The sequence below is a fragment of the Pseudomonas brassicacearum genome (assembly GCF_009601685.2).
GTDB classification, from domain to species: domain Bacteria; phylum Pseudomonadota; class Gammaproteobacteria; order Pseudomonadales; family Pseudomonadaceae; genus Aquipseudomonas; species Aquipseudomonas kilonensis_B.
The window spans coordinates 3,871,648-3,896,750 of the sequence record NZ_CP045701.2; the positions used below are offsets into that span (position 1 = coordinate 3,871,648).

The window sequence follows — 25,103 nt, forward strand, 5'->3', positions numbered from 1 at the left end:
ATGGAACTGGCCAGCCTGATCGGACGCCTCAACCCGGACAACCGCCGCGCCCTGGAACGGGCCGCGCAACGCTGCATGCAGCGCAGCCACCACTATGTGGAAATCGAACACCTGCTGTTGGAATTGCTCGACATCGAGGGCGGTGACTTTGCCTGCCTGCTGCCACGTTTCGGTCTGGAGCGCGACGCGGTGGCGGTGGAAACCAACAAGGCCCTGGACCTGTTCAAGTCCGGCAGCACCCGCACGCCCGCCTTGTCGGCGCAAACCATCGGCCTCTTGGAAGACGCCGTGGTCCAGGCCAGCGTGCTGGGCCTGGACAGCATTCGCTCCGGGTTGCTGTTGCTGGCCCTGCTGGACCGTGATGAGCGCCGCAGCCTGCTGCTCAATAGCGCCTCGTCGTTGCTGCGCATTCCCCGCGATGCCCTGCGCACCCACCTATTGGAATGGACCGAAAGCTCCCGCGAGCATGTCGGTGGCGTGCGCCCGGCCAAACCCGGCGAGCCGCCCCAGAAACAGGACCCGGTGCTGGACCAGTACACCCAGGACTTGACCGCCGACGCCCGGGCCGGGCGCATCGATCCCATCGTCGGCCGCGACGGCGAAATCCGCCAGTGCATCGACATCCTGCTCCGGCGCCGGCAGAACAACCCGATCCTGGTGGGCGCGCCAGGCGTCGGCAAGACGGCGGTGGTGGAAGGCCTGGCCCTGCGTATCGCCGCCGGGGATGTGCCGCCGTCGTTGCAGGAAGTCACCCTGCGCGTCCTCGACCTGGGCCTGTTGCAGGCCGGTGCCGGCGTCAAAGGTGAATTCGAACAACGCCTCAAAGGCGTGATCGACGCGGTACGCAGTGCCGAAAAACCGATCATCCTGTTCATCGACGAAGCCCACACGCTGATCGGCGCCGGCGGTGCGGAAGGCGGCAGCGACGCGGCCAACCTGCTCAAGCCGGCCCTGGCCCGGGGCGAACTGCGCACCCTGGCCGCCACCACCTGGCTGGAGTACAAAAAATATTTCGAGAAAGACCCGGCCCTGGCCCGCCGCTTCCAACTGGTGCAGGTCGAAGAACCGGACGAACTCACCGCCGTGGAAATGCTCCGCGGCGTGGCGAGCAAACTGGAACAGCACCACGGCGTGCAGGTGCTGGACGCGGCCATCCACGAGGCGGTGAAGCTGTCCCACCGCTACATCTCCGGGCGCCAGTTGCCGGACAAAGCCATCAGCGTGCTCGACACCGCCTGCGCCCGGGTCGCCCTCGGCCAGCACGACGTGCCGCCGCCGCTGGAAAGCCTGCGCCATCGGCAGAACAGCCTCAAGGACGAGGTCGAACGCCTGCGCCGGGAACAGGCCACCGGGCTCGATCACCGCGAGCGCATCACCCTGCTCGAAGGCGAATCGACCAGCAACGTGCAAGCCATCCGCGAGCTGGAAACCCGCTGGGGCGAAGAGCGCGAAGCCGTGCGCGAATTGCTCGACACCCGCCGCGAACTGCTTGCCCTGAGCGAACGCGCCGACGGTGAAAAAGCCGACACCGAGATCGATAACCGCATCGACCACCTGGCCGCCGAACTGCTGCGTCTGGAGGCGGGCCTGGATGCCATTCGCCAGGACGATCCGTTGGTGCCCGAACAGGTGGACAGCAAGACCGTCGCCGCGGTGATTGCCGGCTGGACCGGCATTCCGGTGGGCAAGATGCTCGCCGACGAAGCCCACGCCGTGCGCACCCTCGGCCAGCGCATGGGCCAGCGGGTCATGGGCCAGAGCACCGCGCTGAACACCATCGCCCAACGCCTGCAAGCCTACCGCGCCGGCCTCACCGACCCACAGAAACCGGTTGGCGTGTTCCTGCTGGTGGGCCCCACCGGCGTAGGCAAGACCGAAACCGCCTACGCCCTGGCCGACGCCTTGTACGGAGGTGAACGCAATCTGATCAGCATCAACCTCTCGGAGTACCAGGAAGCCCACACCGTCAGCCAACTCAAAGGCGCCCCACCCGGCTACGTCGGCTACGGCAGTGGCGGCGTGCTCACCGAAGCGGTGCGGCGCAAACCCTATTCGGTGGTGCTGCTGGATGAAATCGAAAAGGCCCACCCGGATGTGCTCGAAGCGTTCTACAACGTCTTCGACAAAGGCCTGATGGAGGACGGCACCGGCCTGGTGGTGGACTTCAAGAACACCGTGATGCTCGCCACCAGCAACGTCGGCGCCGAGCTGCTTTTGGACACACCGACCGCGCAACTGGGCAGCGACGCCTTCAACGAAGCCTTGCACAAGGTGCTGCTGCAAGCGTTCCGCCCGGCGTTTTTGGCGCGCATGACGGTGGTGGCGTATCGGCCACTGGACGAAGCGACGCTGGAGGGGATCGTGCTGGCGAAGCTGGAGAAATTGCGGGGGCGCTACAAGGCTGCGACCGGTAAGCAATTCGAGTTTGATGCGGGGATTGTTAAAGCAGTGCTCGCCAAGTGCAGCGCAGCCGGGGCGAGGGACGTCGAGAATGTGCTGATGACGCAGGTGACGGGAAAACTGGCGGAGTGGGTGTTGGAATGATTTCCCATGAGTACGCAACCCAATCGATCAACGAGGTTTATTAAATGTCTGCGATAACCGTTTGGAGCTGTATCCAGTCGTACCGTACGAGCAAGGCTCAGGAATTGGATCGAATCTTCATATCGCATCATAAAATAATTGAATGCCTGGAAGGCTATGGCGGAAAAGATGAGTACCACGGTCATGAATCAGGCCCCGCAGGTGGGCCGGAATCCCCCGCGGCAACTATCAACCTGGACAAGGCGATTGCCTATCTGGAGCGGAACAAGCCAACGATTGCCCAGGAAGAAAAGAAAACCAAGAGCATGAATCATCTCCAAAAGAAGAGCCTGAGCCAGACCGATACCCTGATCCAGATAATCAATGACAACGACAATCTTGGTGCAATCCCCACCTTACTGCATAGCAAAGCGACTGAGCTCAAAACCACACAGCCCTGGTATGACATCCGGTTGGTCTGGGGGGCATTTGAAGTCAAATATCGCAAAAAAAAAGGTAAAGACCCCCAAAAAACCAATTACAAATGAGGATGTTCAATGCCCCGCGCCACCGACAGCAATACCACCCTATCCCTCACCGCGACTGCGCTGTCGGCGCTGTACCCTGAGTCGCTGTCCGGCGAAGAACGCCTCAACGCCTTGGGCTCGCACATGCTCAACGGCATCAACGACGGCGCTTCGCTGGACCTCACGACGGCCGTCGCCAGCCACGTGACCGCCACGCTGCACAAGGACGCCTTGCTGCGCCCGCTGGATTGGCTGGTGGCCGAGATCCGCCAGCTCCCGGCTGACGCCACGGCCGAGCGCTATCAACTCCTGCTGCGTCCCTGGCTTTGGTGGCTGAGCCTGGCCAGCAACAACCGCGTGTTCCAGAACCTTGTCACGTCGGACATCGTCACCACGATTTTCAAGGCCCATGGTTTCACCGACTTCCAGCTCAAACTCACCGCCAGCTACACCCCGCGCGAATACTGCGTGCAATACGGCGAAACCGACCTGGCCTTCGTCTCGCGCCTGCTGGAAGAAGACGGGATCTTCTGGTTCTTCACCCACGAGCAAGGCACCCACACGCTGGTCCTTGCCGACAGCAACGACGCCTTCGCGCCCATCCCCAACGGGCCGACGGTGAATTATCTCGGGCAGAAAATCGGCGAACGGGAACTGCACGGCATCCGCTCCGGCCAAGTGTGCCTGCAAGCGGTCGCCGGGGTTTACCAGGCCACCGACTATGAATTCACCACGCCGACGACCTCGCTCTACAGCCAGGCCGAAGCTGTGGCCGGACCAAGCTCGATGTACGAACATCCGGGCGGCTATACCGCCAAGGCCCAGGGCGATGCGTTGACCAAACAGCGGGTGGACGGCCTGCGCAGCCAGGAGAGACGCTTCGTCGGCGAAAGCGACTGCCGCTGGCTGGTGCCGGGGTATTGGTTCACCCTCGCCGGCCATGAAGACACGACGCTGAATATCGATTGGGTGGTGACCTCGGTCAGCCACGAAGCCAGCCACGACAGCTATCGCAACCGCTTCGAAGCAATTCCCAAGGCCACGGTCTATCGACCGCCCCGCGTCACGGCAAAACCGCGCATGCACACCCAGACGGCGCTGGTGGTGGGCAAGGCCGGCGAAGAAATCTGGACCGATGAATACGGGCGGGTCAAGTTGCAGTTTCCCTGGGACCGCACCGGCAAGAACGACGAGAGCTCATCCTGTTGGGTCCGCGTGGTCTTGCCCTGGAGCGGCAAAGGCTTTGGCATGCAGTTCGTGCCGCGCATCGGCCAGGAAGTCATCGTGACCTTCATCGACGGCGACCCGGACCGTCCCTTGGTCACCGGCTGCGTCTACAACGGCGACAATGCCCTGCCCTATGCGCTGCCGGCGAACCAGACCCAGTCCGGGATCAAGACCAACTCGTCCAAGGGCGGTGGCGGTTTCAACGAGTTGCGTTTCGAAGACAAGAAGGACGCCGAAGAGGTGTTTCTCCAGGCCCAGAAAGACTTCAACATCAACGTGCTCAACGACACCACCGCCACCGTCGGCCACGACGAAACCCTCACGGTACAGAACGCTCGCACCCGCACGGTGAAGGATGGCGACGAAACCGTGACCCTGGAGAAAGGCAAGCGCAGCGTGACCATCCAGACCGGCAGCGACAGCCTCGACGTGAAGGACACCCGCACCGTCACCGTGGGCTCGGACCAGACCCACAGCACCGGCGGTAACTACGAGCACAAGGTCACTGGCAATTACAGCCTGACAGTGGACGGCAACCTGACTATCAAGGTCAGTGGCACCCTGACCCTGCAAAGCGGCGACAGCTTCGCGATCAAGAGCGGCGCAGACCTGGCCGCCCAGGCCAGCACATCCATCAGCCAGAAAGCCGGCACGGCCCTGAGCAACCAGGCCGGTACGTCGCTGGAAAACAAGGCCGGCACCACCCTGACCAACGATGCCGGCATCAGCCTGATGAACAAGGCCGCCGCCGAACAGACCGTGGACGGCGGCGGCATGCTGACCATCAAGGGCGGCCTGGTGAAGGTCAACTGACAGGAGCCGATCGATGGCCTCGAAAAAACTCGACCTGGAGCGTGGCGACAGCCAACTGAGCGGGCAACTGGTCGACGGCCAGCTCGACGGTCCGCTGCAGATCCAAGAAGCGCAACGCCCGCAAGCAACACTCAACTACAACCAAGGTGAACTGCAAGGCACCAGCACCCTGTATCACCCCAATGGCAAGGTCTCGGCGGTACTGCCATTCGTGAAAGGCAAATTGCAAGGTGTGGCGAGCTTCTACGCGGCCGAAGGTGGGTTGCAACGCCAGGCCACCTATCGTCGCGGGCTGCTGCACGGCGAAGCGAACAATTATTTTCCCGACGGGCAACTGGCCGAGGCCGAGTTCTATCGCGACGGCGTGCGCGATGGCCGCTATCGTCGCCTGCACCCCAACGGCAACCCGGCGGTCGAAGCCCGCTACCTCAACGGCCAACTGCTGGAACCGGCCCATGCCTACGCTGAAGATGGCCGGCCACTGGACGCCGAGGGCAAACCGATCTCCCGGGTGCGCTGGTGGTTCAGGCGCTGGAATGATCCGACAACGGTGTAATCAGGGAATCAACATCTGCACCTGCCCCGGCACAACGATCTTGATCACCCCGGCCCAGGTGCACATCAAGGTGCTGTTGGCATCGATGGCCGGCATGTTGCCCAGCAACAGGGTCGGCGCGCCGCCGGGGATCCATGGGGCCGCGGTGGCCGGGATGCACGGCATGGGGGTCAGCACGCCGAGCGCCGCAGCGGTGGCGGCGGCCACGGTCGGGTTCGCCAGGCTCATGCACATGCCGAACGTGGTGATGTTCACCAGCGGGATGTGATCCATGATGTTCGCCGCCGGCATCCCCCCGGTCAGCAGGCGATTGACCGGCAGCACATTGAGCACCGCCGGGGCGGCGCCGAAGCTGCATTGCAAGGTCGCGGTGCCACAGACTTGCGGACATCCCATCGTGGTTGCTCCTTTGAAGCGACAGACTCTGAGAAACCTTAGCTCGCCCCTACCCGACGCGCACGCCGCCATGCATCAAGCCCGCTGATTATCCAGCAACACGCTAACCTATAAGACCCTGGCGTGCTTGTGACGCCTCCCGCGCGCCATTAGATTAGCCAATGATCGATGGCCTCCAAAATAAGCAGAAGGGATAAGCATGGCGTTTACTGATCAGTCCACCCGCGTGCGCGACGGTGAAGAACTCGATGCCAACGTGATCGACCCGTACCTCAAGGCCCACATTCCCGGCCTGACCGGCGTGCCGCAGATCAGCCAGTTTCCCGGTGGCGCGTCGAACCTGACCTACCTGCTGGAATACCCCGAGCAGGAATTCGTCCTGCGTCGTCCGCCGTTCGGCCATAAAGCCAAGTCCGCCCATGACATGGGTCGTGAGTTCCGCATCCTCAATCAATTGCGCGAAGGTTTCCCGTACTGCCCCAAAGCCTACGTGCACTGCACCGACGAGTCGGTGATGGGCGCCGAGTTCTATGTGATGGAACGGGTCAAAGGCATCATCCTGCGCTCCGAGCTGCCGCCGGAACTGGGTTTCGACGCCGCCCGCACCGAAGCACTGTGCAAGAGCTTCATCGACCGGCTCGTCGAGCTGCACCGCGTCGACTACAACGCTTGCGGCCTGGCCGACCTCGGCAAGCCCGAAGGCTACGTGGCCCGGCAGATCCGCGGCTGGAGTGACCGCTACGAAAAAGCCCTGACGCCCGATGCGCCGAAGTGGGAAGCGGTCAAGGCCTGGCTCAACGACAAGATGCCGGCCGACCACCCCACTTCGAGCATCGTGCACAACGACTACCGCTTCGACAACGTGATCCTCGACCCGCAGAACCCGATGCAGATCATCGGCGTGCTGGACTGGGAACTGACTACCCTCGGCGATCCGTTGATGGATCTGGGCAACAGCCTCGCCTACTGGATCGAAGCCGCAGACCCGGCCCCCGTCCAACTGATGCGCCGCCAGCCAAGCCATGCCCCCGGCATGCTGACCCGCCGCGAGTTCGTCGATTACTACGCCGAGCGCGCCGGGATCCGCATCGACAACTTCGACTTCTATTACACCTACGGCCTGTTCCGCCTGGCCGGCATCGTCCAGCAGATCTACTACCGCTTCTTCCACGGCCAGACCCAGGACAAACGCTTCGCGCAGTTCGTTTCGATGAACAAACTGCTGGAGCAGATGAGCCTGCAGGTCATCGGCAAATCCACGCTCTGAGCGCACCTATAACAAGGAAACAGCATGTCCAAGACCCAGTTGTTCGACCTCGACGGTAAAATCGCTTTCGTTTCCGGCGCCAGCCGCGGCATCGGCGAAGCCATCGCCAAACTGTTGGCCCAGCAAGGCGCCCATGTGATCGTGTCCAGCCGCAAGCTCGACGGTTGCCAGCACGTGGCCGACGCCATCATCGCCGCTGGCGGCAAGGCCACCGCCATCGCCTGCCACATCGGTGAAATGGAGCAGATCAGCCAGGTCTTCGCCAACATCCGCGAACAGTTCGGGCGCCTGGACATCCTGGTCAACAACGCCGCCACCAACCCGCAATTCTGCAACGTGCTGGACACCGACCTGGGCGCGTTCCAGAAAACCGTGGACGTGAACATCCGCGGCTATTTCTTCATGTCGGTGGAAGCCGGCAAGCTGATGCGCGAGAACGGCGGCGGCAGCATCATCAACGTGGCGTCGATCAACGGCATCTCGCCGGGAATCTTCCAGGGCATCTACTCGGTGACCAAGGCCGCGGTGATCAACATGACCAAGGTCTTCGCCAAGGAATGCGCGCAGTTCGGCATCCGCTGCAACGCCCTGTTGCCGGGCCTGACCGACACCAAGTTCGCTTCGGCACTGGTCAAGAACGACGCCATCCTGAAGACCGCCCTGGCGCAGATCCCCCTCAAGCGCGTGGCCGACCCGAGCGAAATGGCCGGCGCGGTGTTGTACCTGGCCAGCGATGCGTCGAGCTACACCACGGGTGTGGCGTTGAATGTCGATGGTGGGTTCCTGTCCTGATCACGACATTCATCCTGTGGGATGATCTGCAGTGACAACACAAATGAATATTTATTCCAACATTTGCAATTAGCGAATATTTATTCCATAAAGAGTCCTTCTGAAAACAATAATTCAAAGGGCTCTTTCTCATGCGTGAACTCGGCATCGGTCTGATTGGCACCGGCTTCATGGGCCGTGCCCATGCCTTGGCGTTCCACAACGCCAAGGCGGTGTTCGACCTCCCCCTGAACCTGAAACTGGCGGCCCTGGCCGACGCCGATCCGCAGCGTGCCCGGCAATGCGCCCACAGTTGGGGGTTCGAAACGGCCCACAGCGACTGGCAACAACTGATCGACGACCCGAAGGTCAACCTGATCGCCATCACCACGCCCAACCACCTGCACTTTCCCATGGCCATGGCGGCGCTGGCGGCGGGCAAGCCAGTCTATTGTGAAAAGCCCCTGGCGGTTTCCCTGGAACAGGCCGAGCAGATGCGCCAGGCGGCCAAGGCGGCCGGGGTGGTGACGCGGGTCGGCTACAACTACCAGCACAACCCGATCATCCAACGAGCGCGGGACATGATCCAGCGCGGCGAACTGGGGCAGATCATCAGTTTCCAGGGCGAGTTCAGCGAAGACTTCATGGCCGACCCGGCCTCGCCATGGTCATGGCGCTGTGAAGCGGCCCACGCCGGTGGCGCACTGGCGGACCTGGGCAGCCACTTGCTGGCCATGGCCCGGCACCTATTGGGCGATGTCGAGGCGGTGTGCGCCGACAGCCAGACCGTGCACCACCAACGCCCTGCCAACGCCGGCAATGCCGAACAACGCGCCATCGCGGTGGATGACCAGGTCCATGCGCTGCTGCGTTTCGCCAACGGCGCCCGGGGCACGGTGAGCAGCAGTTGGCTCAAGCACGGCTACAAGAACCACCTGAGCTTCGAGATCAGCGGCACCCTCGGCACCCTGGCATTCGATCAGGAACGGCTGAATGAACTGCGCCTGTGTCGCGGCGGCCAGGCAGGTTTCCAGCGCCTGCTGGCCGGTCCGGATCTGCCGGGTTATGCCGCGTTCAGCCCGGCGGCCGGGCACCAGTTGGGGTACAACGAGTTGAAGACTTTGGAAGTGCATGAACTGGTGATGACGCTTGCCGGCGAAGGCGGCAGCGGGACGGATTTTGAAGAGGCCTGGGAAGTGGAGCGGCTGGCGGCGGCGATTCGTGTGGCGGCGCGGGAGGAGCGTTGGGTGAAGGTCAGCGAGCTATAAGCGCTCATTTGTGCCCATTTTGTGAACCCGTGTGGAAGGGGATTTATTCCCATCTGTGGGAGCAAGGCTTGCCCGCGATGAAGATGACACGGTCTCCCTGGGAGCCGAGGCGCCTGCATCGCGATCAAGCTTTGCTCCCACGCAGCGCGGATAAATCCCCTCGCCACAGCGGTGTGTCCAACTTCAATCTTGGGATTGCAGTTCAACCAACCGCCCCGCCAGCGCCTTGGCCTGGCTCGCCACATCAGTCACGGCGGTGCTTTCCCACCACATTCCGCGCAATGGCGGGCCCATGGCGAACAGGCGGTCGGCGGGGTTGCCTTTGGCATCCAGTACCGCGCCATCGGCACGCGCGGCGATGCCCAAGGCCAGCGGCCCAGGCTGAATCAGTCCACGGGCCAACAGCTGTTGCGGCAACGGCCGGGCAACACGCCGCCAATCATATTCAATGCCGCTGGAGTTGATCAGCGCGGCACCCTGCACCACTTCCAGTTCAGCCTCGCCCCGTCGGCGCACGCTAATGGCCACTAATCCATCGGCAGACGCGGCCAGCCCCTTGAACGACGCCGCCTGGATCCGCAACCGCCCTTCTTCGTGCAGACGCGCCACCAATTCAGCACTTAACGGTGGCGAGCGATGGTGATGGCTCTCCCACCAGGGCCGCACATGCCGCACGAACTGCCGGCGCTGCACATCGCTGGCCTGGTTCCACAAGCGCCCGATGTGCGCGCGCACGGTGTCCAACGGGGCCTGCCAATCGATCCCTTCGGCGTGGGCCTGATGGCATTGCTCGCGCAGGGCCCGCATTAGTTGGCGGGGCGAACGCAGACTGTGATCGTCGGCGAGAAAATCCACCCAGGCGGGTGGCTGGCGACGCACATGGGGTAGCAGGCCGTGGCGGGAAAACACTTCAATCGGCCCGCGGTGCCCAGCTTGCTCCAGGGACACCACGGCATCGACCATGGTCAGCCCCGAGCCGATGATCATCACCGTTGACTGCGGATCCAGTTGCCGCATGGCCGCGACATCCCAAGGATCCAATGCCGCGGCATTCAAGCCGCTGGATTCGGTTTGCGGGGTGCGTGCCGCCGGGAACATACCGGTGGCCAGCACCGCGAAACGGCCGCGCAAGACCTGGCCGTCATCCAGCGTCAGCACTACAGCATCGTCGACAACCCGCAGGTCCACGGCCTCCCCGCGCACGTGCTCGGCGGTCGAACCGTTTCGTGCGCCCACCTCGCGGGCCTCGGCCAGGCGTTGCTGCACATAGAGGCCAAACATTCCCCGGGGCGGGAACAACTCGCTGATCGGCACCTGTTGCTGATCCGCCTCGGGCCAGCCGCCGGCCTCGATGAACGCGGTGAGCCATTGGGTCAGGTCATCGGCGTTGTCCGGGTCGACACTCATGCGGGCCGCGTTGCCGTTCAAGGTGTGGCCCAGCTCCACGGCACTGTAGGCTTCGCCCCGACCCAGTTCGCTGCGCGGCTCGACAATCAGCACTTCGCGCCGGCCCGGCAAGCGCAGCAATTGCGCCGCCAGCATGGCGCCGCTCAGGCCGCCGCCGATGATCAGGATATCGGCCTCCCGGATAATGCCCTGCTCATATCGCTCCAGCGCTGTACCCATACCGCTCTCCCGGAATCAAATCACCACATTGCGTACGAATCTCGCCGCCACCGGGCCATCGTTGCGATAGGCATGGGGCTGGTTGCTGGCAAACATGAAAAACTCACCGGCGCCAATCCGGCGCTCCTCGCTGCCCAACAGCAGGGTCAGGCAGCCCTCGAATACGTAGAGTTGCTCGCTCCAACCGTCGGCATCGGGCTCCGAAGCGTAATACTCGCCGGGCTCCAGGCGCCATTCCCAGAGTTCCACTTCACGGCTGGCGGTAGCCTTGGCGAGCAATACGGCTTTGCTGCCGGCAATGGTCCCGGCCCAGGCCAGTTCATTGATGCGGCTTGGGTCGCGGGCGTCGGGAGCCTGGATCAAGTCGCTGAAGGCCACGTCGAGGGCCTCGGCGACACGGTCCAGGGTGGTCAGGCTGACGTTCTTTTCCCCGGCTTCGATAGCCACCAGCATTCGCCGGCTGACCCCGGACAGTTCCGCCAGCGCGGTCTGGCTAAGCTGTGCGGCATGCCGCAGGCGACGGACGTTCTGGCTGACGTGTTGCAGGACGGACGCCCGCTGGCCGGTTTCTTTGTGCACTATATTGCTCACATGCTAGGGCTGCGCATTATACTGCCCAACTTCGGGCGCATTGTGCGTCCGCCTCAAGTGGCGCGCAAGGTCATGACATCGGTGAACTCCCCTCAAGCTTCCTCCCGTTTCTCCCGGTTCAGCAAGGCCGAATGCGTGCTGGTGCTGATCACCATGATCTGGGGCGGGACCTTCTTGTTGGTGCAGCACGCCATGACCGTCAGCGGACCGATGTTCTTTGTCGGCTTGCGCTTTGCCGCCGCCGCGGGGTTTGTCGCGCTGTTCTCCTGGCGGCATCTCCGGGAGCTGACCTTGTTCGAACTCAAGGCCGGGTCCTTTATCGGTGTAGCAATCATGCTCGGCTATGGCTTGCAGACCGTCGGCCTGCAAACCATCCCCAGCAGCCAGTCAGCGTTCATCACCGCGCTCTACGTGCCGTTCGTGCCCTTGCTGCAATGGTTGGTGCTGGGCCGTCGACCGGGCTTGATGCCCAGCCTCGGCATCATGCTGGCGTTCACCGGGCTGATGCTGGTGTCGGGCCCGGCCGGGGCTTCGCTGAACTTCAGCCCCGGTGAGATCGCCACGCTGATCAGCGCCATCGCCATCGCCGCCGAGATCATCCTGATCAGCGCCTATGCCGGCCAGGTCGATGTGCGCCGGGTGACCGTGGTGCAACTGGCAAGCACCGCAGTGTTGGCCTTCCTGATGGTGGTGCCGACGCAGGAAAAAATTCCGGATTTTTCCTGGCTGCTGCTGGTCAGCGCCGTGGGCCTGGGCGCCGCCAGCGCAGCGATCCAGGTGGCGATGAACTGGGCCCAGAAAAGCGTCTCGCCCACCCGCGCCACGCTGATCTATGCCGGTGAACCGGTGTGGGCCGGCATCGCCGGGCGCCTGGCGGGCGAGCGGCTGCCAGCGATTGCCTTGTTCGGCGCAGCACTGATCGTGGCGGCGGTGATTGTCAGTGAGCTGAAGACCCGGAGCAAAGGTGTTGTCGAGGTGGATGAGGCGCTTGAGCGCGAGCAGTGAGGCCGGTAGAAGCTTATGAGCTGTGTAGGAGCTGACGAGTGCAACGAGGCTGCGATCCTTTCCCAGACACTTGAATCCCAAGCGAAAGATCAAGATCAAAAGATCGCAGCCTTCGGCAGCTCCTACACGAGCCCAGCGGGAGCAAGCTCCCTCGCCACGGGTTATAGGTATGGCGTGTTATCTCCTGACTGGCATTACCCAAGTGTCTTCAATCACGCGCTTCGACGGTCGTTGAACACAACATAGACCGGCTCCAATCCCGATTCCTGGGGAAACACCACGACATAATCATCGAATCGAACCTCTTCGATGGATTCAAAAGTTTCCAATGTCGGTACCGGCGAAGCGTGAATGAAACCGGCAGAATCGAGTCGATTTTGCTCGGACGCAATAGGCGCCTCCAAGCTATCCGCACGACTCCATTCAATCACTCGGGCCTGCGGGCCGTCCGTGGTCAAGCGAAAAACCCGTCCAACTTCATCCCAAACTGCCAACCTCACACGCACCTTGGACGGCAACACACCCGTGGCAGGCGTGATGTAGATCTGAAACAGTTCACGTATTTCTTTCAGGCCCCTGAAACGGCTGCCAGGTTTTGTCGCGACCGTTGCAGTGCTCATTCGCAACGGCAACGCCACCTCGCCCTGCCGCGCGGCGAGGGCCTGCCAGTCCTGTTCGACTGCAGAGATCTCGGCCAGCGCCACACACAGGCCAAAACGCGCCTCTTTGGTTCGACTGACAAGATCAAAACCCAGGACCTCGGCATATTGCCCGGCGTGCCCCTGCTCTGGATGCGTCATCAACCAATTGAACTCGGCGACGGCTGAGCGAATGGATTTTTGCAAATCCACCCGTTGACTAACCCTTAGTGGCGGCGCATCGCTCAGCAACAGGTTTGGGTGCCTCGTACCGTTTGCAGCGGACATGCGAAACAATACTGGGCTGCTGTCCTCTCCACGCAACCGCATCAATTGCTGCGAGGAACGTTCCAGTACGGCTTCAGCGGCGGCGTGAAGAACGGCATGCCGCTGGGCGATCGAGGTCAGTCGCGCAAGATAACGACCATGATTGGCAGTGGCCTGTCGTGAATTCGCTTGCCAGAGCGCCTGGTCGGCTTTGTTATAGGTGAGATCACGCTGGGCGCCGTTCAGGGCAAACTCGACACGCATTTTACGCCGCTCGAACGCGCCAACGGCCATGACCACTTCGTGCTGCGCTTGCTCCAATTGCCGCATGCTCTGCTTGAGTGCATCCAGCGTCTGCTCAGCATCTTGTTGGGTTTGTCGTTGCCGGGTAGCAAGCTCCAGCTGGGTAAAGGCCTTTTCAACCGTCTGGTCTGCGGCGGTGATGTCCGAGGCCATCTGCTGTGCATTGGCAAACTCGCGCTGGGCTCTTGCCGTCGCGTGTTGCGCCATGTTCAAGCGAGGCGCGGGCTTGGCCGGGGCAGGCAGTACCCCACCCTTGAAGGGGATAACGTTCTTTTTGAAGTGCCACTGTTTTACAAAGTAGACGACCGCATTCGGCGAATTCATATTCACGGTGTCGTCCGGGTAAAACAGCAGGTCCGCGCCTTTGGGGTGCCCGACGATTCGATCGAAGTGGTTGATCAGTCGGTCATGCTCTTCTTTGCCCATGTCGACATTCCAGATTTTCCCTACGAACGCCTGAAACTCGGCCTCGGTGTAATCCTGGAGTTTGGGTTTAAGTTCCATCTATGGTTTTCCTTGTTTAAACATGCTGCTCGGTAACGCACCTGCTCGATTGTTCGAGCAGATGCGTACACGGGGCTTGGTCTATTCTGGTTTGAAGCCGGGTTTGTAAAAACTCAAATTCGGTATAGCCTTCATATTTTTTTGAAGATCATTTAGCAGCCATTCTCGATAAAAGTGATTCGGCACGCTCATCATCTTGATCAACGGTGTCCTTTATCTATCAAAGTGAAGACCAAGGTCTTTACTCTCATATCCTGGGTATATTGAAAAACAACCTTTTTACCGGGATACAGTTCTGGGTCCAACGGGTACGAATCCCACCCCCCAGTCATCCCTATCGGCACTGGCATTTTTATTGGGCCTTTCGATGCCATCGGTTCCCCGAAAACCCTATGAATATCAGACTGCGTCATTTCCGACATATAGAGAGCAGGAAGTTCGCCTTTATACTCTTTCGTTGAGGGTGTGGTTCGTATAAGCGAAACGAAAAGCGTCTCGAATCGCCCCGTCTCCCGCCAGACCCCCAACTCTATTCCGGGCTCTGGCTCAAACTCAAGTCGATTTCGTCCTTCATACATTTCGGTCAATGGCTGATCGGGCAGTATGCCCTCGCTTACCAATACCTAATATTGACTCCCAATACGTTCAATGAGCACTTCAAGCTCAAAAGATTTCATCAATACCAACCTTGTTTTTTATGCAAATCCTGCATCGACAGCTCTCCCTTATCCATACAAGCTAAGTAACCTCAAGAGTGACCTGTATCTAGCAAGGTAAAAACCAAGGTATTTACTCTCATATCAACGCCATATTGAAATACAACCTTTTTACCAAGATACCGCTCTGGATCCAATTGGTAGGACTCCCACCCTCCTGTCTGCCCGATCGGTAGCGGCATTTTAATGGGACCTTTTGATATCATCGGCTCGCCAAAAATCGCGTGCACATCAGTTTTTGTCATCTCCCGAACATAGGGGGCGGGAAGCTCGCCCTGATATGCAGATGTTGAAGGTGTGGTTTTTCTGAGCGTAATGAAAAGGGTTTCAAATTTTTTCGTCACTCGCCAGAAGTCCATATTGATACCAAGCTCTGGCTTAAACCCCAACCGATCCCGACCTTCATACATTTCACTCAACGGCCAATCCGGCAGGAGCCCACGACTTATCAAGGTCTCATGACTACTTCCAATACTTCTAATAAGCTCTTCAAGCTCAACTCTTTTCATTAGTACCATCCTTGTTCTTTGTGAAGGTCATGTAGTGATTCTTGAGCTGCATTTAGCTCAGCCTCCGAAAACCCTGACTCGACAAGACCCGGTTTGAGCGCTGCGAAATTGTTGCTCACCGCGGCTTCCAGATTTGTAGCGTCTTTTATGCGCCTATCGAGATTATTGCGCCCACCGTAGGTCTCACTAAATTTTTGATGAACACCAGAAGGAATTGCGATGCTTGGAGCCCTTCGGATGAGATCCGAAATCGTGTCGTAGTCCCAAGTTTCAAAATTCATACGAATATAGGTCTCCAGCGCTTTCCTCGACGGAATATGGTCAATATCCAACCCATCCCCTCTACTTCGACCACTGAGTTCGTTATACGGCCCCACCTCCAAGGGTTCCACCGGCGGACCGACAAACACCAACCCCGGCGAAGGCAGTTCCATGTCCGTCGGATACCCCGGAATATTGGCACCGACTTGCCCCGGGTCAACAGCCGGAAACGTCTCGTTTTCCGGTAGGACCGGGATGACGGGTTTGCCGGGATACACCGACGAGAGTGGCGGTGTAATCGGTGAGGTGGTGGGCCCAAGCTGTTCGATGCCCGGGGGGACCAAGGGCGTTCGGGTGCCGTTGCCGATTGGAGGCGCTGGCCAGGGGATGACCGCCGGTACGATGCCCGGCCTGCCAAGCAGGCTGTTTGGGGTGGTGATGCTGATGCGGTCGAAATTGAAAGGGTTTTCACCCAGCTCGGCGCGGTTTAGATAACGCAGTTCAAATTCACGGCGCTCACCGACCCACGTGCTTTTCGGCGCGTAGGGCGCAAAACCTCGTTCGATGCGTTTTTGGTTGAGTTCGTCTGTGTTGTCCCACAGCGTCGGATGCTCGGCGAGGGTGCGCCACAGTGCCTGGTCCAAGGCGCTGAATGACTTTATCGTCTGCGCCCGCATCTGATGGCCGACTTGCTCGGGAATGGCCGCGCCCTGGGGCTGGCTGGCCTTGCTCCACCAATCATTCGCAGCCGGCTTGCCGGCACCCGTGACAATGCCCGAGCCCAGGGGTGGCAAATCGAATGAGAAATAGGTCGGCGGCAGCCCGGGCACGCAGACGATGCAGTCTTGAATGCGCAGGTCCACGCCCGCCGGCAGGGTCTCGACTTGTGGCGCCATGAGCATCAGCGCTGGCGGGCTTGTCGGGGAAGTGCGTGGGACCGCGTATGTGGCGAACTGTAGTTGCCGGGTTACAACACCGGGAACTTCGGCGTTATAGAGGCCGGTCAGAGGGTCCAGGACTGCATTGATGACCGGAACCTGAGCGCTGATTGCCCCTCCGGTATTGGCGACGTGGATCGTGGTGCCTTCGGACACGGTTTCAGGTTTGAGCCGGTGAGGCATTTCCACCGAGCCACCTGCATCGGCAACTGAGCTCAGCCTCTGCTCGTCCGCCAGACCCAGTGTTTGGACCGGTACGCCAACGCCTTGAAACAGTCGCCGACGTTGCTCGACAGTGAGTTCTCCGTTGCCCAGAGGGGTGGTGTGTGTCGCCAGCGCGATAAATAAACCTGGCCCCTTCAAGGCAATGCTCTTTAACTCACCGAGCATCTCCACGGCCGACTGGACAGCTTTGTCCAATACCGCCGTGTCTTGCCGGGGCACAAACACGGTCCCCTGGCTCAACACCATCCCGCCCGCTGTCAACGAAGAGGCGGGCACACTCACGGTATGGACTTGCCTGAACCGCTCCAGCCGGACGCTTTCATCCATCTGCTGTTTGAAGCGAATGCGCGCCGCCCGTTGTTCGGCGTATTGACGCTGGCGCTCCCAGACAGCTTCCCGTTCACGCCAAGCCACCGCCTGTTCGGCATGATGCCGTGCCAGCGCGTTGGATTTTTCGCTCAGGGCCTTGATCTGCGCGGACAGCAGTCGCGCCTCCTGGGCTGCGGTGTAACTCTGCTCCCAGAGTCGATGACCCTCATCGAGTGAGGCGCCAAATTGATCCAGTCGCGTGCGGTAGTCGTTCGCCGAACGGGTGAGCGGATCCTGTCCGTCAAAGACGCGAGCCGCGAGATTCCTGGCGTTGAGCTCCTTGGTCTTGCGGGCGATCAGCCCGTCGATTTCGTTTTTTTCCTTGGTGATGGTGTAAAGCTGCCAACGCTCGGTCGAGTTCGAGGTGGGCGGCCGTTTTGCTGCCGAAATTTCCTTTTGAAGCGATGCGTCGAGCTGTTGCTTTTTACTCGCGAAGTTTCGATCCACCTCGGCCCGGGTGGTGGTGTAGCGCTGCACCATCGTCGCCAGCGCTTGTTGGCGTGCCTGCTCCTTGGCTTTTGCGGCAGCGGCGGCCTTGGCTTTTTCGGCGTCGGCCTTCGCTTTTGCAGCGGCTTTCGCTTCCTCGGCCTGGCGCTTGAGCGTCGCTTGCCGCCGCTTTTCCATGCCCTTGGCTGAACGCTTGGGGCCTCCTGTCGCTCCGACGCGGTTTCCTCCGAAGCCGCCGCCATACCCGCCACCGGAACCGCCACCCGATGAGGGTCGCCCCGGTCTGATAACTACCGTTCCATTTGATCCATCGCTAAATGTTCGCTTTGCCATACAGATCTCCTTTTCTGTATGGCGCAGGATGGCGATGAAGCCATGCTCGGCTGCGGTACATACCTACCGCATCCGGAAACTGTTCTTATGGTACGAGTGCCTTGATACCCGTGGCCGATCCCGACGTCCCGGCGCTCATCAAAACAACTCGAAACAGGAAAACTCCCCCCTACCTTGTAGGATTCTGCGACACCCTCACGGTTGGTGATCGGGAATACGCCACGTATGATCCCTGCTACCCACCCGCCGAATAGAAGCCTATGTCACTGATAGTTCTATTGCTTTTGCCCTTCATCGGCAGCTGTGTCGCGGCGCTGCTGCCGCATAACGCCCGTAACGCCGAATCACTGCTGGCCGGCCTCGTGGCCCTGGTCGGCACGGTTCAGGTGGCCTTGCTGTACCCGCAGATCGCCGACGGCGGCGTGATCCGTGAGCACTACGCCTGGTTGCCCAGCCTGGGCCTGGATTTCGTATTGCGCATGGACGGGTTCGCCTGGCTGTTTTCGGTGCTGGTGCTGGGCATCGGCACGCTGGTGTCGCTGTACGCTCGCTACTACATGTCACCGGACGATCCGGTGCCACGCTTCTTCGCCTTTTTCCTGGCGTTCATGGGCGCCATGCTCGGGCTGGTGATCTCCGGCAACCTGATCCAGATGGTGTTTTTCTGGGAACTGACCAGCCTGTTCTCGTTCCTGCTGATCGGCTACTGGCACCACCGCGCCGACGCTCGACGCGGTGCCTATATGGCGTTGATGGTGACTGGGGCCGGCGGGCTTTGCCTGTTGGCCGGGGTGATGCTGCTCGGCCATGTGGTGGGCAGCTATGAGCTGGACAAGGTCCTGGCCGCCGGCGACCTGATCCGTGCCCATGCCCTCTACCCCATCCTGTTGCCGCTGATCCTGATCGGCGCCTTGAGCAAAAGCGCTCAGTTTCCGTTCCACTTCTGGCTGCCCCATGCCATGGCTGCCCCCACGCCGGTGTCGGCGTATCTGCACTCGGCGACCATGGTCAAGGCCGGGGTGTTCCTGCTGGCGCGATTATGGCCGTCGCTGTCGGGCAGCGAAGAATGGTTCTACATCGTCGGCGGCGCGGGGGCCTGTACGTTGCTGCTGGGCGCCTACTGCGCGATGTTCCAGAACGACCTCAAGGGCCTGCTGGCCTACTCCACCATCAGCCACCTCGGGCTGATCACCCTGCTGCTGGGCCTGAACAGCCCCCTGGCGGCCGTGGCGGCGGTGTTTCATATCCTCAACCACGCCACCTTCAAGGCCTCGCTGTTCATGGCCGCCGGGATCATCGACCACGAAAGCGGCACCCGTGACATTCGCAAGCTCAGCGGCCTGGTGCGGCTGATTCCGTTCACCGCGACCCTGGCCATGGTTGCCAGCGCGGCAATGGCCGGGGTGCCGCTGCTCAATGGTTTCCTGTCCAAGGAAATGTTCTTCGCCGAGACCGTGTTCATTTCCGCCACGGCCTGGGTCGAACTGGCGCTGCCGATCATCGCCACCATCGCCGGGACCTTCAGCGTCGCCTATTCCCTGCGCTTCACCGTGGATGTGTTCTTCGGCCCCACCGCCACCGACCTGCCCCATACCCCTCACGAACCACCGCGCTGGATGCGCGCGCCGGTGGAGTTGCTGGTGTTCACCTGCCTGGTGGTGGGGATTTTCCCCGCCCAAGTGGTCGGCTCGTTACTCGCCGCGGCCGCGTTGCCGGTGGTGGGAGGGACGCTGCCGCAGTACAGCCTGGCGATCTGGCACGGCCTGAACGCACCGATGATCATGAGCCTGGTAGCCATGTCCGGCGGCATCGTCCTGTACCTGCTGCTGCGCAAACAGCTCCGGCAAGGGCACATCACGCACCCGCCGTTCATTGGCCGACTCAGCGGCAAGCGCCTGTTCGAACGTTCCCTGGTAATGATGATGCGCCAAGGCCGGCGCCTGGAACGACGGATCAGCACCCGCCGCCTGCAGGCCCAGTTGTTCTGGCTGGTCCTGGTTGCGGTGCTCGCCGGGCTGGTCCCGATGCTGCACAGCACGCTGGTCTGGGGCGACCGGCCGAAGATCCCCGGCTCCATCGTCTTCGTCGCCCTGTGGCTGCTGGCGATCGCCTGTGCCCTGGGCGCGGCCTGGCAGGCCAAGTACCACCGGCTCGCGGCCCTGACCATGGTCAGCGTCTGTGGCCTGATGACCTGCGTGACCTTCGTCTGGTTCTCCGCGCCCGACCTGGCCTTGACGCAACTGGTGGTGGAAGTGGTCACCACCGTGCTGATCCTGCTGGGCTTGCGCTGGCTGCCACGGCGGATCGAGGACGCCTTGCCCCGGCCCAACAGCGAGCGCCGCGCGCGCATCCGCCGCCTGCGCGACTTGCTGCTGTCCATCGCCGTCGGCGGCGGCATGGCGCTGTTGTCCTATGCGATGCTCACGCGCCAGACGCCCAACGACATTTCTTCGTTCTACTTGAGCCGTGCCCTGCCCGAAGGCGGCGGCAGCAACGTGGTGAACGTGATGCTGGTGGACTTCCGCGGCTTCGACACCCTCGGGGAAATCACCGTGCTGGTGGCAGTGGCCCTGGCGGTGTTCGCCCTGCTGCGACGTTTCCGTCCGCCGAAGGAAAGCATGCAGCTACCAGCGCAACAGCGCCTGCTGGCACCGGACGTGGTCACCGACCTGGTCAACCCGCGCCATGCCAGCGACACTGCATTGGGCTTCATGATGGTGCCGTCGGTGCTGGTGCGCCTGCTGTTGCCGATCGCCTTGGTGGTGTCGTTCTACCTGTTCATGCGCGGCCACAATCAACCCGGTGGCGGCTTCGTGGCCGGGTTGGTGATGTCGGTGGCGTTCATCCTGCAATACATGGTCGCCGGCACCCAGTGGGTCGAGGCGCAAATGAGCCTGCGACCGCTGCGCTGGATGGGCACCGGGCTGTTGTTCGCCACCGCCACGGGCCTGGGGGCGATGGCCGTGGGTTATCCGTTCCTGACCACCCACACCTGGCATTTCGAATTACCGCTGCTGGGTGATTTCCATGTGGCCAGCGCGCTGTTCTTCGACATCGGCGTGTACGCCGTGGTGGTCGGCTCCACACTGTTGATCCTCACCGCCCTGGCGCACCAATCGGTACGGGCCCATAAGCCGGGCCTGCATGCCAAACCCGTCGCCCCCGCCAAAGGAACCACCGCCTGATGGAAGAAGTCATCGCAATCGCAATCGGCGTACTGGCCGCCTCCGGTGTCTGGCTGGTGCTGCGACCACGGACCTTCCAGGTGGTCATGGGCCTGTGCCTGCTGTCCTACGGCGTCAACCTGTTCATCTTCAGCATGGGCAGCCTGTTCATCGGCAAGGAACCGATCATCAAGGATGGCGTGCCCCAGGACCTGCTGCACTACACCGACCCGCTGCCCCAGGCGCTGGTGCTGACCGCCATCGTGATCAGCTTCGCCATGACCGCGCTGTTCCTGGTGGTGCTGCTGGCGTCCCGTGGTCTGACCGGTACTGACCACGTGGACGGTCGGGAGCCCAAGGAATGATGTTCTCTCCCCACCTGATCGCCGCGCCCATCCTGCTGCCGCTGCTGACCGCCGCGTTGATGCTGATGCTCGGCGAGAAACACCGCCCGCTCAAGGCGCGGATCAATCTGCTTTCCAGCCTGCTGGGCCTGGGCATCGCCGTGCTGTTGCTGTACTGGACCCAGGACCAGGCCTTGCCCGCGTCCATTGGCGTGTATCTGCCGGGCAACTGGCAGGCACCGTTTGGCATTGTGCTGGTGGTCGATCGCCTGTCGGCGCTGATGCTGGTGCTGACCGGCATCATCGGCGTCAGCGCGCTGCTGTTCGCCATGGCCCGCTGGGACCGCGCCGGGGCGAGTTTCCACGCGCTGTTCCAGATCCAACTGATGGGCCTCTACGGTGCCTTCCTGACGGCGGACCTGTTCAACCTGTTCGTGTTCTTCGAGGTCTTGCTGGCGGCCTCCTACGGCCTGATGCTGCACGGTTCGGGCCGGGCGCGGGTGTCGTCGGGCCTGCATTACATTTCCATCAATCTGCTGGCCTCGTCGTTGTTCCTGATTGGCGCAGCGCTGATCTACGGCGTCACCGGCACGTTGAACATGGCCGACCTGGCCCTGAAAATCCCGCTGGTACCGGAGGCTGACCGCGGTTTGCTGCACGCCGGGGCAGGCATCCTTGCGGTGGCGTTCCTGGCCAAGGCCGGCATGTGGCCGCTGAACTTCTGGCTGGTGCCGGCCTACAGCGCCGCCAGCGCACCGGTGGCAGCGCTGTTTGCGATCATGACCAAGGTGGGCGTCTACACGATCCTGCGCCTGTGGACGTTGCTGTTCTCCGGCCAGGCCGGCGCCTCGGCGTATTTCGGCGCCGACTGGCTGGTCTACGGCGGCATGGCGACCATTGTCTGCGCGGCCATCGCCATTCTGGCGGCCCAACGCCTGGAGCGCATGGCGAGCCTGAGCATCCTGGTTTCGGCCGGCATCCTGTTGTCGGCCATCGGCTTCGCCCAACCGAACCTGGTGGGCGCGGCGCTGTTTTACCTGGTGAGCTCGACCCTGGCGCTTTGCGCGCTGTTCTTGCTGGCCGAGCTGATCGAACGCTCACGCTCGGCCAACGAACTGTCCCTGGATGACGACCTCGACACGTTGCCGCGACCGCTGGAGTCCTTGCAACTGCCCAAGGGCATCAACCTCGATGACGAGCAGAAAGCCGTGGTCGGGCAAGTGATTCCCTGGACCATGGCCTTCCTTGGCTTGAGCTTTATCTTCTGTGCGCTGTTGATTATCGGCATGCCGCCGCTGTCAGGGTTCATCGGCAAGCTGAGCCTGCTCAGCGCCCTGCTCAATCCCCAAGGGTTCGGGGCCAGCACCGAGGCACTGGTGTCGAACCAGGCGTGGGGCCTGTTGGCGTTGCTGATCCTGTCGGGGCTGGCCTCCTTGATTGCCTTCTCACGCCTGGGCATCCAGCGTTTCTGGACGCCGCAAGAGCGACCGTCACCGTTGCTGCGACCGTTCGAGTGCCTGCCGATCATCGTGCTGCTGGGCCTGGGCATCGCCCTGACCTTCAAGGCCGAAACATTGCTGCGCTATACCCAATCGGCCGCCGATGCACTGAACAACCCGGAACATTACGTGATGTCAGTACTCGCCACCCGCGCCGTGCCCAACCCCGAAGCTCGCGCCGCGTTGCGGGAGGTGCAGCCATGAAGCGCCTGTTTCCCGCCCCGTGGCTGTCCCTGGCGCTGGGCGTGCTGTGGCTGGTGTTGAACGTGTCCGTCAGCGCCGGCCATCTGCTGCTGGGCGCCGCATTGGGCTTCCTGGCGCCGCTGATGATGCGCCGGTTGCGACCGCGGCCCATCCGTATCCGGCGACCGTGGGTGGTATTGCGCTTGTTTCTGCTGGTGGGCCGTGACGTATTGGTGTCCAACCTGGCGGTAGCCTGGGGGGTGCTCAACGCCGGGCGCCGCCCGCCTCGCTCGCGGTTCATCAAGGTGCCGCTGGACCTGCACGACGCCAACGGCCTGGCCGCGCTGTCGATGATCACCACGGTGATTCCGGGGACAGTCTGGTCGGAACTGGCCCTGGACCGCAGCATTTTGCTGATACATGTGTTCGATCTGGAGGACGAGGCGTCATTCATCGCGCATTTCAAGGCCACCTACGAGCGCCCGTTGATGGAGATTTTCCAATGAGCCCCTTGCTGTCCAATGCGATCCTGTTGAGCCTGTTCCTGTTCTCCCTGGCGATGGCATTGACCCTGTGGCGGCTGTTCAGGGGACCTTCGGCGCAGGATCGGGTATTGGCCCTGGACTACCTGTACATCGTGGCGATGCTGATGATGTTGGTGCTGGGCATCCGTTATGCCAGTGACACCTATTTCGAGGCGGCGTTGCTGATCGCCTTGTTCGGCTTTGTCGGCTCGTTTGCCCTGGCCAAGTTCCTGTTGCGTGGCGAGGTGATCGAATGAACGGCGAACTGTCGATGTGGGTCGAAATCCCGGTGGCGATCCTGCTGGTGCTCGGCAGCCTCTTCGCCCTGGCCGGGGCGATCGGCCTGGTGCGGTTGAAGGATTATTTTCAACGCATGCACCCTCCGGCCCTGGCGTCCACACTGGGCGCCTGGTGCGTGGCACTGGCTTCGATCGTGTATTTTTCAGCGCTCAAGTCCGGGCCGGTGTTGCACGCCTGGCTGATACCGATCCTGTTGTCCATCACCGTCCCGGTGACAACCCTGCTGCTGGCCCGAGCGGCGTTGTTCCGCAAGCGCATGGCTGGGGATGATGTGCCGGCGGAGGTCAGCAGTCGCAGGACCGGGCAGGATGGCTGACTGCTATCTTGAGCCGCCCCCTTGCTCCCGCTGGGCTGCGCCCTGTAGGAGCTGTCGAGTGCAACGAGGCTGCGATCTTTCCCCAGACACTTGAGTCTCGAACGAAGATCAAAAGATCGCAGCCTTCGGCAGCTCCTACACAAGCCCAGCGGGAGCAAGCTCTCGCCACGGCTGCGTTCGCCGTTAGAGACTCAGGCCCACGCCACCGTCAGCAGCCCGGCCCCAAGCACCACGCACAACGGCGAATAGACCCAGGTGTCGAGCCTGGCGAAGGTCGAGCCCTTGACCTCCTTGAAGAAACCCACCAGCTCCGACTCGCCAATGGCCCGGGCGAACATCAGCAAGGCAATCGCGCTGATCAGCCACTGCAACGCCCGATGGGTGACCGGCTGCGCCAGCAGGCCGACCCGCAGGCACACCAGCAGCGCCACCATCAGCAGTGCCACGGCCACCAGCAAGGTCAGCCAGCCCGAGGGGTTGAATGCCGGCCGCAACGCCTCTCCCTGCTTCGTCGGCACCTGAGGCACCACAGCCTTGGCCGCCCACCGCCCGCCCAGGGCCCAATACATATGAATCAAGCTGATGGTCGCAAACACTGCGACCAGCGACCGAGCCAATAAAAGCGTCATTCGCCAGCCTCCTGAAAAGGGTTGAACACTCATCCTAGCTTGAATTTGGCATTTCGCTGGATGG

The 25,103-nt window shown here is 61.8% G+C and carries 21 protein-coding genes; 14 read left to right on the plus strand and 7 right to left on the minus strand.

All coding sequences use genetic code 11. From position 1 onward, the window contains the following. Genes tssH through GFU70_RS16225 form a run of 4 tightly spaced genes read left to right on the plus strand, consistent with a single transcriptional unit; the run spans position 1 to position 5,646 of the window. Entirely contained in the window at positions 1-2,544 is a 2,544-nt protein-coding gene (gene tssH, locus GFU70_RS16210; RefSeq protein ID WP_153388416.1) for a type VI secretion system ATPase TssH, read from the plus strand. Between the two features lie 44 nt (positions 2,545-2,588). After that, entirely contained in the window at positions 2,589-3,071 is a 483-nt protein-coding gene (locus GFU70_RS16215; protein WP_153388417.1) for a hypothetical protein, read from the plus strand. 9 nt (positions 3,072-3,080) lie between these two features. Continuing rightward, positions 3,081-5,090 (plus strand): type VI secretion system tip protein TssI/VgrG, encoded by a 2,010-nt coding sequence (tssI, locus tag GFU70_RS16220; protein WP_153388418.1) that lies wholly within the window; start codon positions 3,081-3,083, stop codon positions 5,088-5,090. A 13-nt stretch (positions 5,091-5,103) separates the two neighbouring features. Continuing rightward, positions 5,104-5,646: a toxin-antitoxin system YwqK family antitoxin gene (locus GFU70_RS16225; RefSeq protein WP_058543306.1), complete on the plus strand. Its 543-nt coding sequence runs from the start codon at positions 5,104-5,106 to the stop codon at positions 5,644-5,646. Here GFU70_RS16225 and GFU70_RS16230 read toward each other — a convergent pair whose 3' ends face one another. Then, on the minus strand, positions 5,647-6,042 hold the full coding sequence (locus GFU70_RS16230) for a DUF4280 domain-containing protein (protein WP_003202818.1): 396 nt from the start codon (positions 6,040-6,042) through the stop codon (positions 5,647-5,649). Between the two features lie 199 nt (positions 6,043-6,241). Here GFU70_RS16230 and GFU70_RS16235 point away from each other — a divergent pair, with 199 nt between their 5' ends. The 3 genes from GFU70_RS16235 (at position 6,242) to GFU70_RS16245 (ending at position 9,348) form a co-directional block, all read left to right on the plus strand. After that, the gene (locus GFU70_RS16235) at positions 6,242-7,309 is read left to right on the plus strand and encodes a phosphotransferase family protein (RefSeq protein ID WP_058543307.1); all 1,068 of its coding nucleotides are present in this window, start codon (positions 6,242-6,244) and stop codon (positions 7,307-7,309) included. Positions 7,310-7,333: 24 nt separating this feature from the next. Continuing rightward, a complete protein-coding gene (locus GFU70_RS16240) occupies positions 7,334-8,101 on the plus strand; it encodes an SDR family oxidoreductase (protein ID WP_058543308.1) in 768 nt (255 codons plus the stop codon). A 131-nt stretch (positions 8,102-8,232) separates the two neighbouring features. Further along, positions 8,233-9,348: a Gfo/Idh/MocA family protein gene (locus GFU70_RS16245; RefSeq protein ID WP_058543309.1), complete on the plus strand. Its 1,116-nt coding sequence runs from the start codon at positions 8,233-8,235 to the stop codon at positions 9,346-9,348. Between the two features lie 183 nt (positions 9,349-9,531). Here GFU70_RS16245 and GFU70_RS16250 read toward each other — a convergent pair whose 3' ends face one another. Next, positions 9,532-10,974, minus strand: coding sequence for an FAD/NAD(P)-binding protein (locus tag GFU70_RS16250; protein ID WP_116642006.1), 1,443 nt, complete (start codon positions 10,972-10,974; stop codon positions 9,532-9,534). A gap of 15 nt (positions 10,975-10,989) precedes the next feature. Then, complete coding sequence (locus GFU70_RS16255; protein ID WP_058543311.1) at positions 10,990-11,553, minus strand: helix-turn-helix domain-containing protein; 564 nt, start codon at positions 11,551-11,553, stop codon at positions 10,990-10,992. 12 nt (positions 11,554-11,565) lie between these two features. Here GFU70_RS16255 and GFU70_RS16260 point away from each other — a divergent pair, with 12 nt between their 5' ends. Next, entirely contained in the window at positions 11,566-12,570 is a 1,005-nt protein-coding gene (locus GFU70_RS16260) for a DMT family transporter (protein ID WP_064106921.1), read from the plus strand. Between the two features lie 212 nt (positions 12,571-12,782). On the opposite strand, the gene GFU70_RS16265 is transcribed toward GFU70_RS16260, so the two are convergent. From GFU70_RS16265 to GFU70_RS16275, 3 genes are all read right to left on the minus strand, one after another. Continuing rightward, positions 12,783-14,282 carry a bacteriocin immunity protein gene (locus GFU70_RS16265; protein ID WP_153388419.1) on the minus strand — a complete coding sequence of 500 codons (1,500 nt, stop codon included), beginning with the start codon at positions 14,280-14,282 and terminating at the stop codon, positions 12,783-12,785. A 748-nt stretch (positions 14,283-15,030) separates the two neighbouring features. Beyond that, positions 15,031-15,507, minus strand: coding sequence for a DUF6392 family protein (locus GFU70_RS16270; protein WP_153388420.1), 477 nt, complete (start codon positions 15,505-15,507; stop codon positions 15,031-15,033). Next, positions 15,507-18,080 (minus strand): S-type pyocin domain-containing protein, encoded by a 2,574-nt coding sequence (locus GFU70_RS16275; protein WP_153388421.1) that lies wholly within the window; start codon positions 18,078-18,080, stop codon positions 15,507-15,509. Before GFU70_RS16275 ends, GFU70_RS16270 begins: the two co-directional genes overlap by 1 nt. A 260-nt stretch (positions 18,081-18,340) precedes the next feature. Between GFU70_RS16275 and GFU70_RS16280 the strand changes: the two genes are divergently transcribed. The 6 genes from GFU70_RS16280 to GFU70_RS16305 are packed head-to-tail and all read left to right on the plus strand — an operon-like array spanning position 18,341 to position 24,410. Further along, positions 18,341-21,265, plus strand: coding sequence for a monovalent cation/H+ antiporter subunit A (locus GFU70_RS16280; RefSeq protein WP_153388422.1), 2,925 nt, complete (start codon positions 18,341-18,343; stop codon positions 21,263-21,265). Further along, positions 21,265-21,609: a Na+/H+ antiporter subunit C gene (locus GFU70_RS16285; RefSeq protein WP_003202835.1), complete on the plus strand. Its 345-nt coding sequence runs from the start codon at positions 21,265-21,267 to the stop codon at positions 21,607-21,609. The genes GFU70_RS16280 and GFU70_RS16285 overlap by 1 nt, the downstream gene beginning before the upstream one ends. Continuing rightward, positions 21,606-23,291 carry a monovalent cation/H+ antiporter subunit D gene (locus GFU70_RS16290; protein ID WP_116642001.1) on the plus strand — a complete coding sequence of 562 codons (1,686 nt, stop codon included), beginning with the start codon at positions 21,606-21,608 and terminating at the stop codon, positions 23,289-23,291. The genes GFU70_RS16285 and GFU70_RS16290 overlap by 4 nt, the downstream gene beginning before the upstream one ends. Beyond that, entirely contained in the window at positions 23,288-23,776 is a 489-nt protein-coding gene (locus GFU70_RS16295) for a Na+/H+ antiporter subunit E (protein WP_116642000.1), read from the plus strand. The genes GFU70_RS16290 and GFU70_RS16295 overlap by 4 nt, the downstream gene beginning before the upstream one ends. Then, entirely contained in the window at positions 23,773-24,051 is a 279-nt protein-coding gene (locus tag GFU70_RS16300; RefSeq protein WP_058543321.1) for a K+/H+ antiporter subunit F, read from the plus strand. The genes GFU70_RS16295 and GFU70_RS16300 overlap by 4 nt, the downstream gene beginning before the upstream one ends. Next, positions 24,048-24,410: a Na+/H+ antiporter subunit G gene (locus GFU70_RS16305; protein WP_058543322.1), complete on the plus strand. Its 363-nt coding sequence runs from the start codon at positions 24,048-24,050 to the stop codon at positions 24,408-24,410. Before GFU70_RS16300 ends, GFU70_RS16305 begins: the two co-directional genes overlap by 4 nt. A 191-nt stretch (positions 24,411-24,601) precedes the next feature. On the opposite strand, the gene GFU70_RS16310 is transcribed toward GFU70_RS16305, so the two are convergent. After that, positions 24,602-25,039: a DUF3995 domain-containing protein gene (locus GFU70_RS16310; RefSeq protein WP_058543313.1), complete on the minus strand. Its 438-nt coding sequence runs from the start codon at positions 25,037-25,039 to the stop codon at positions 24,602-24,604. Positions 25,040-25,103: the final 64 nt, after the last annotated feature.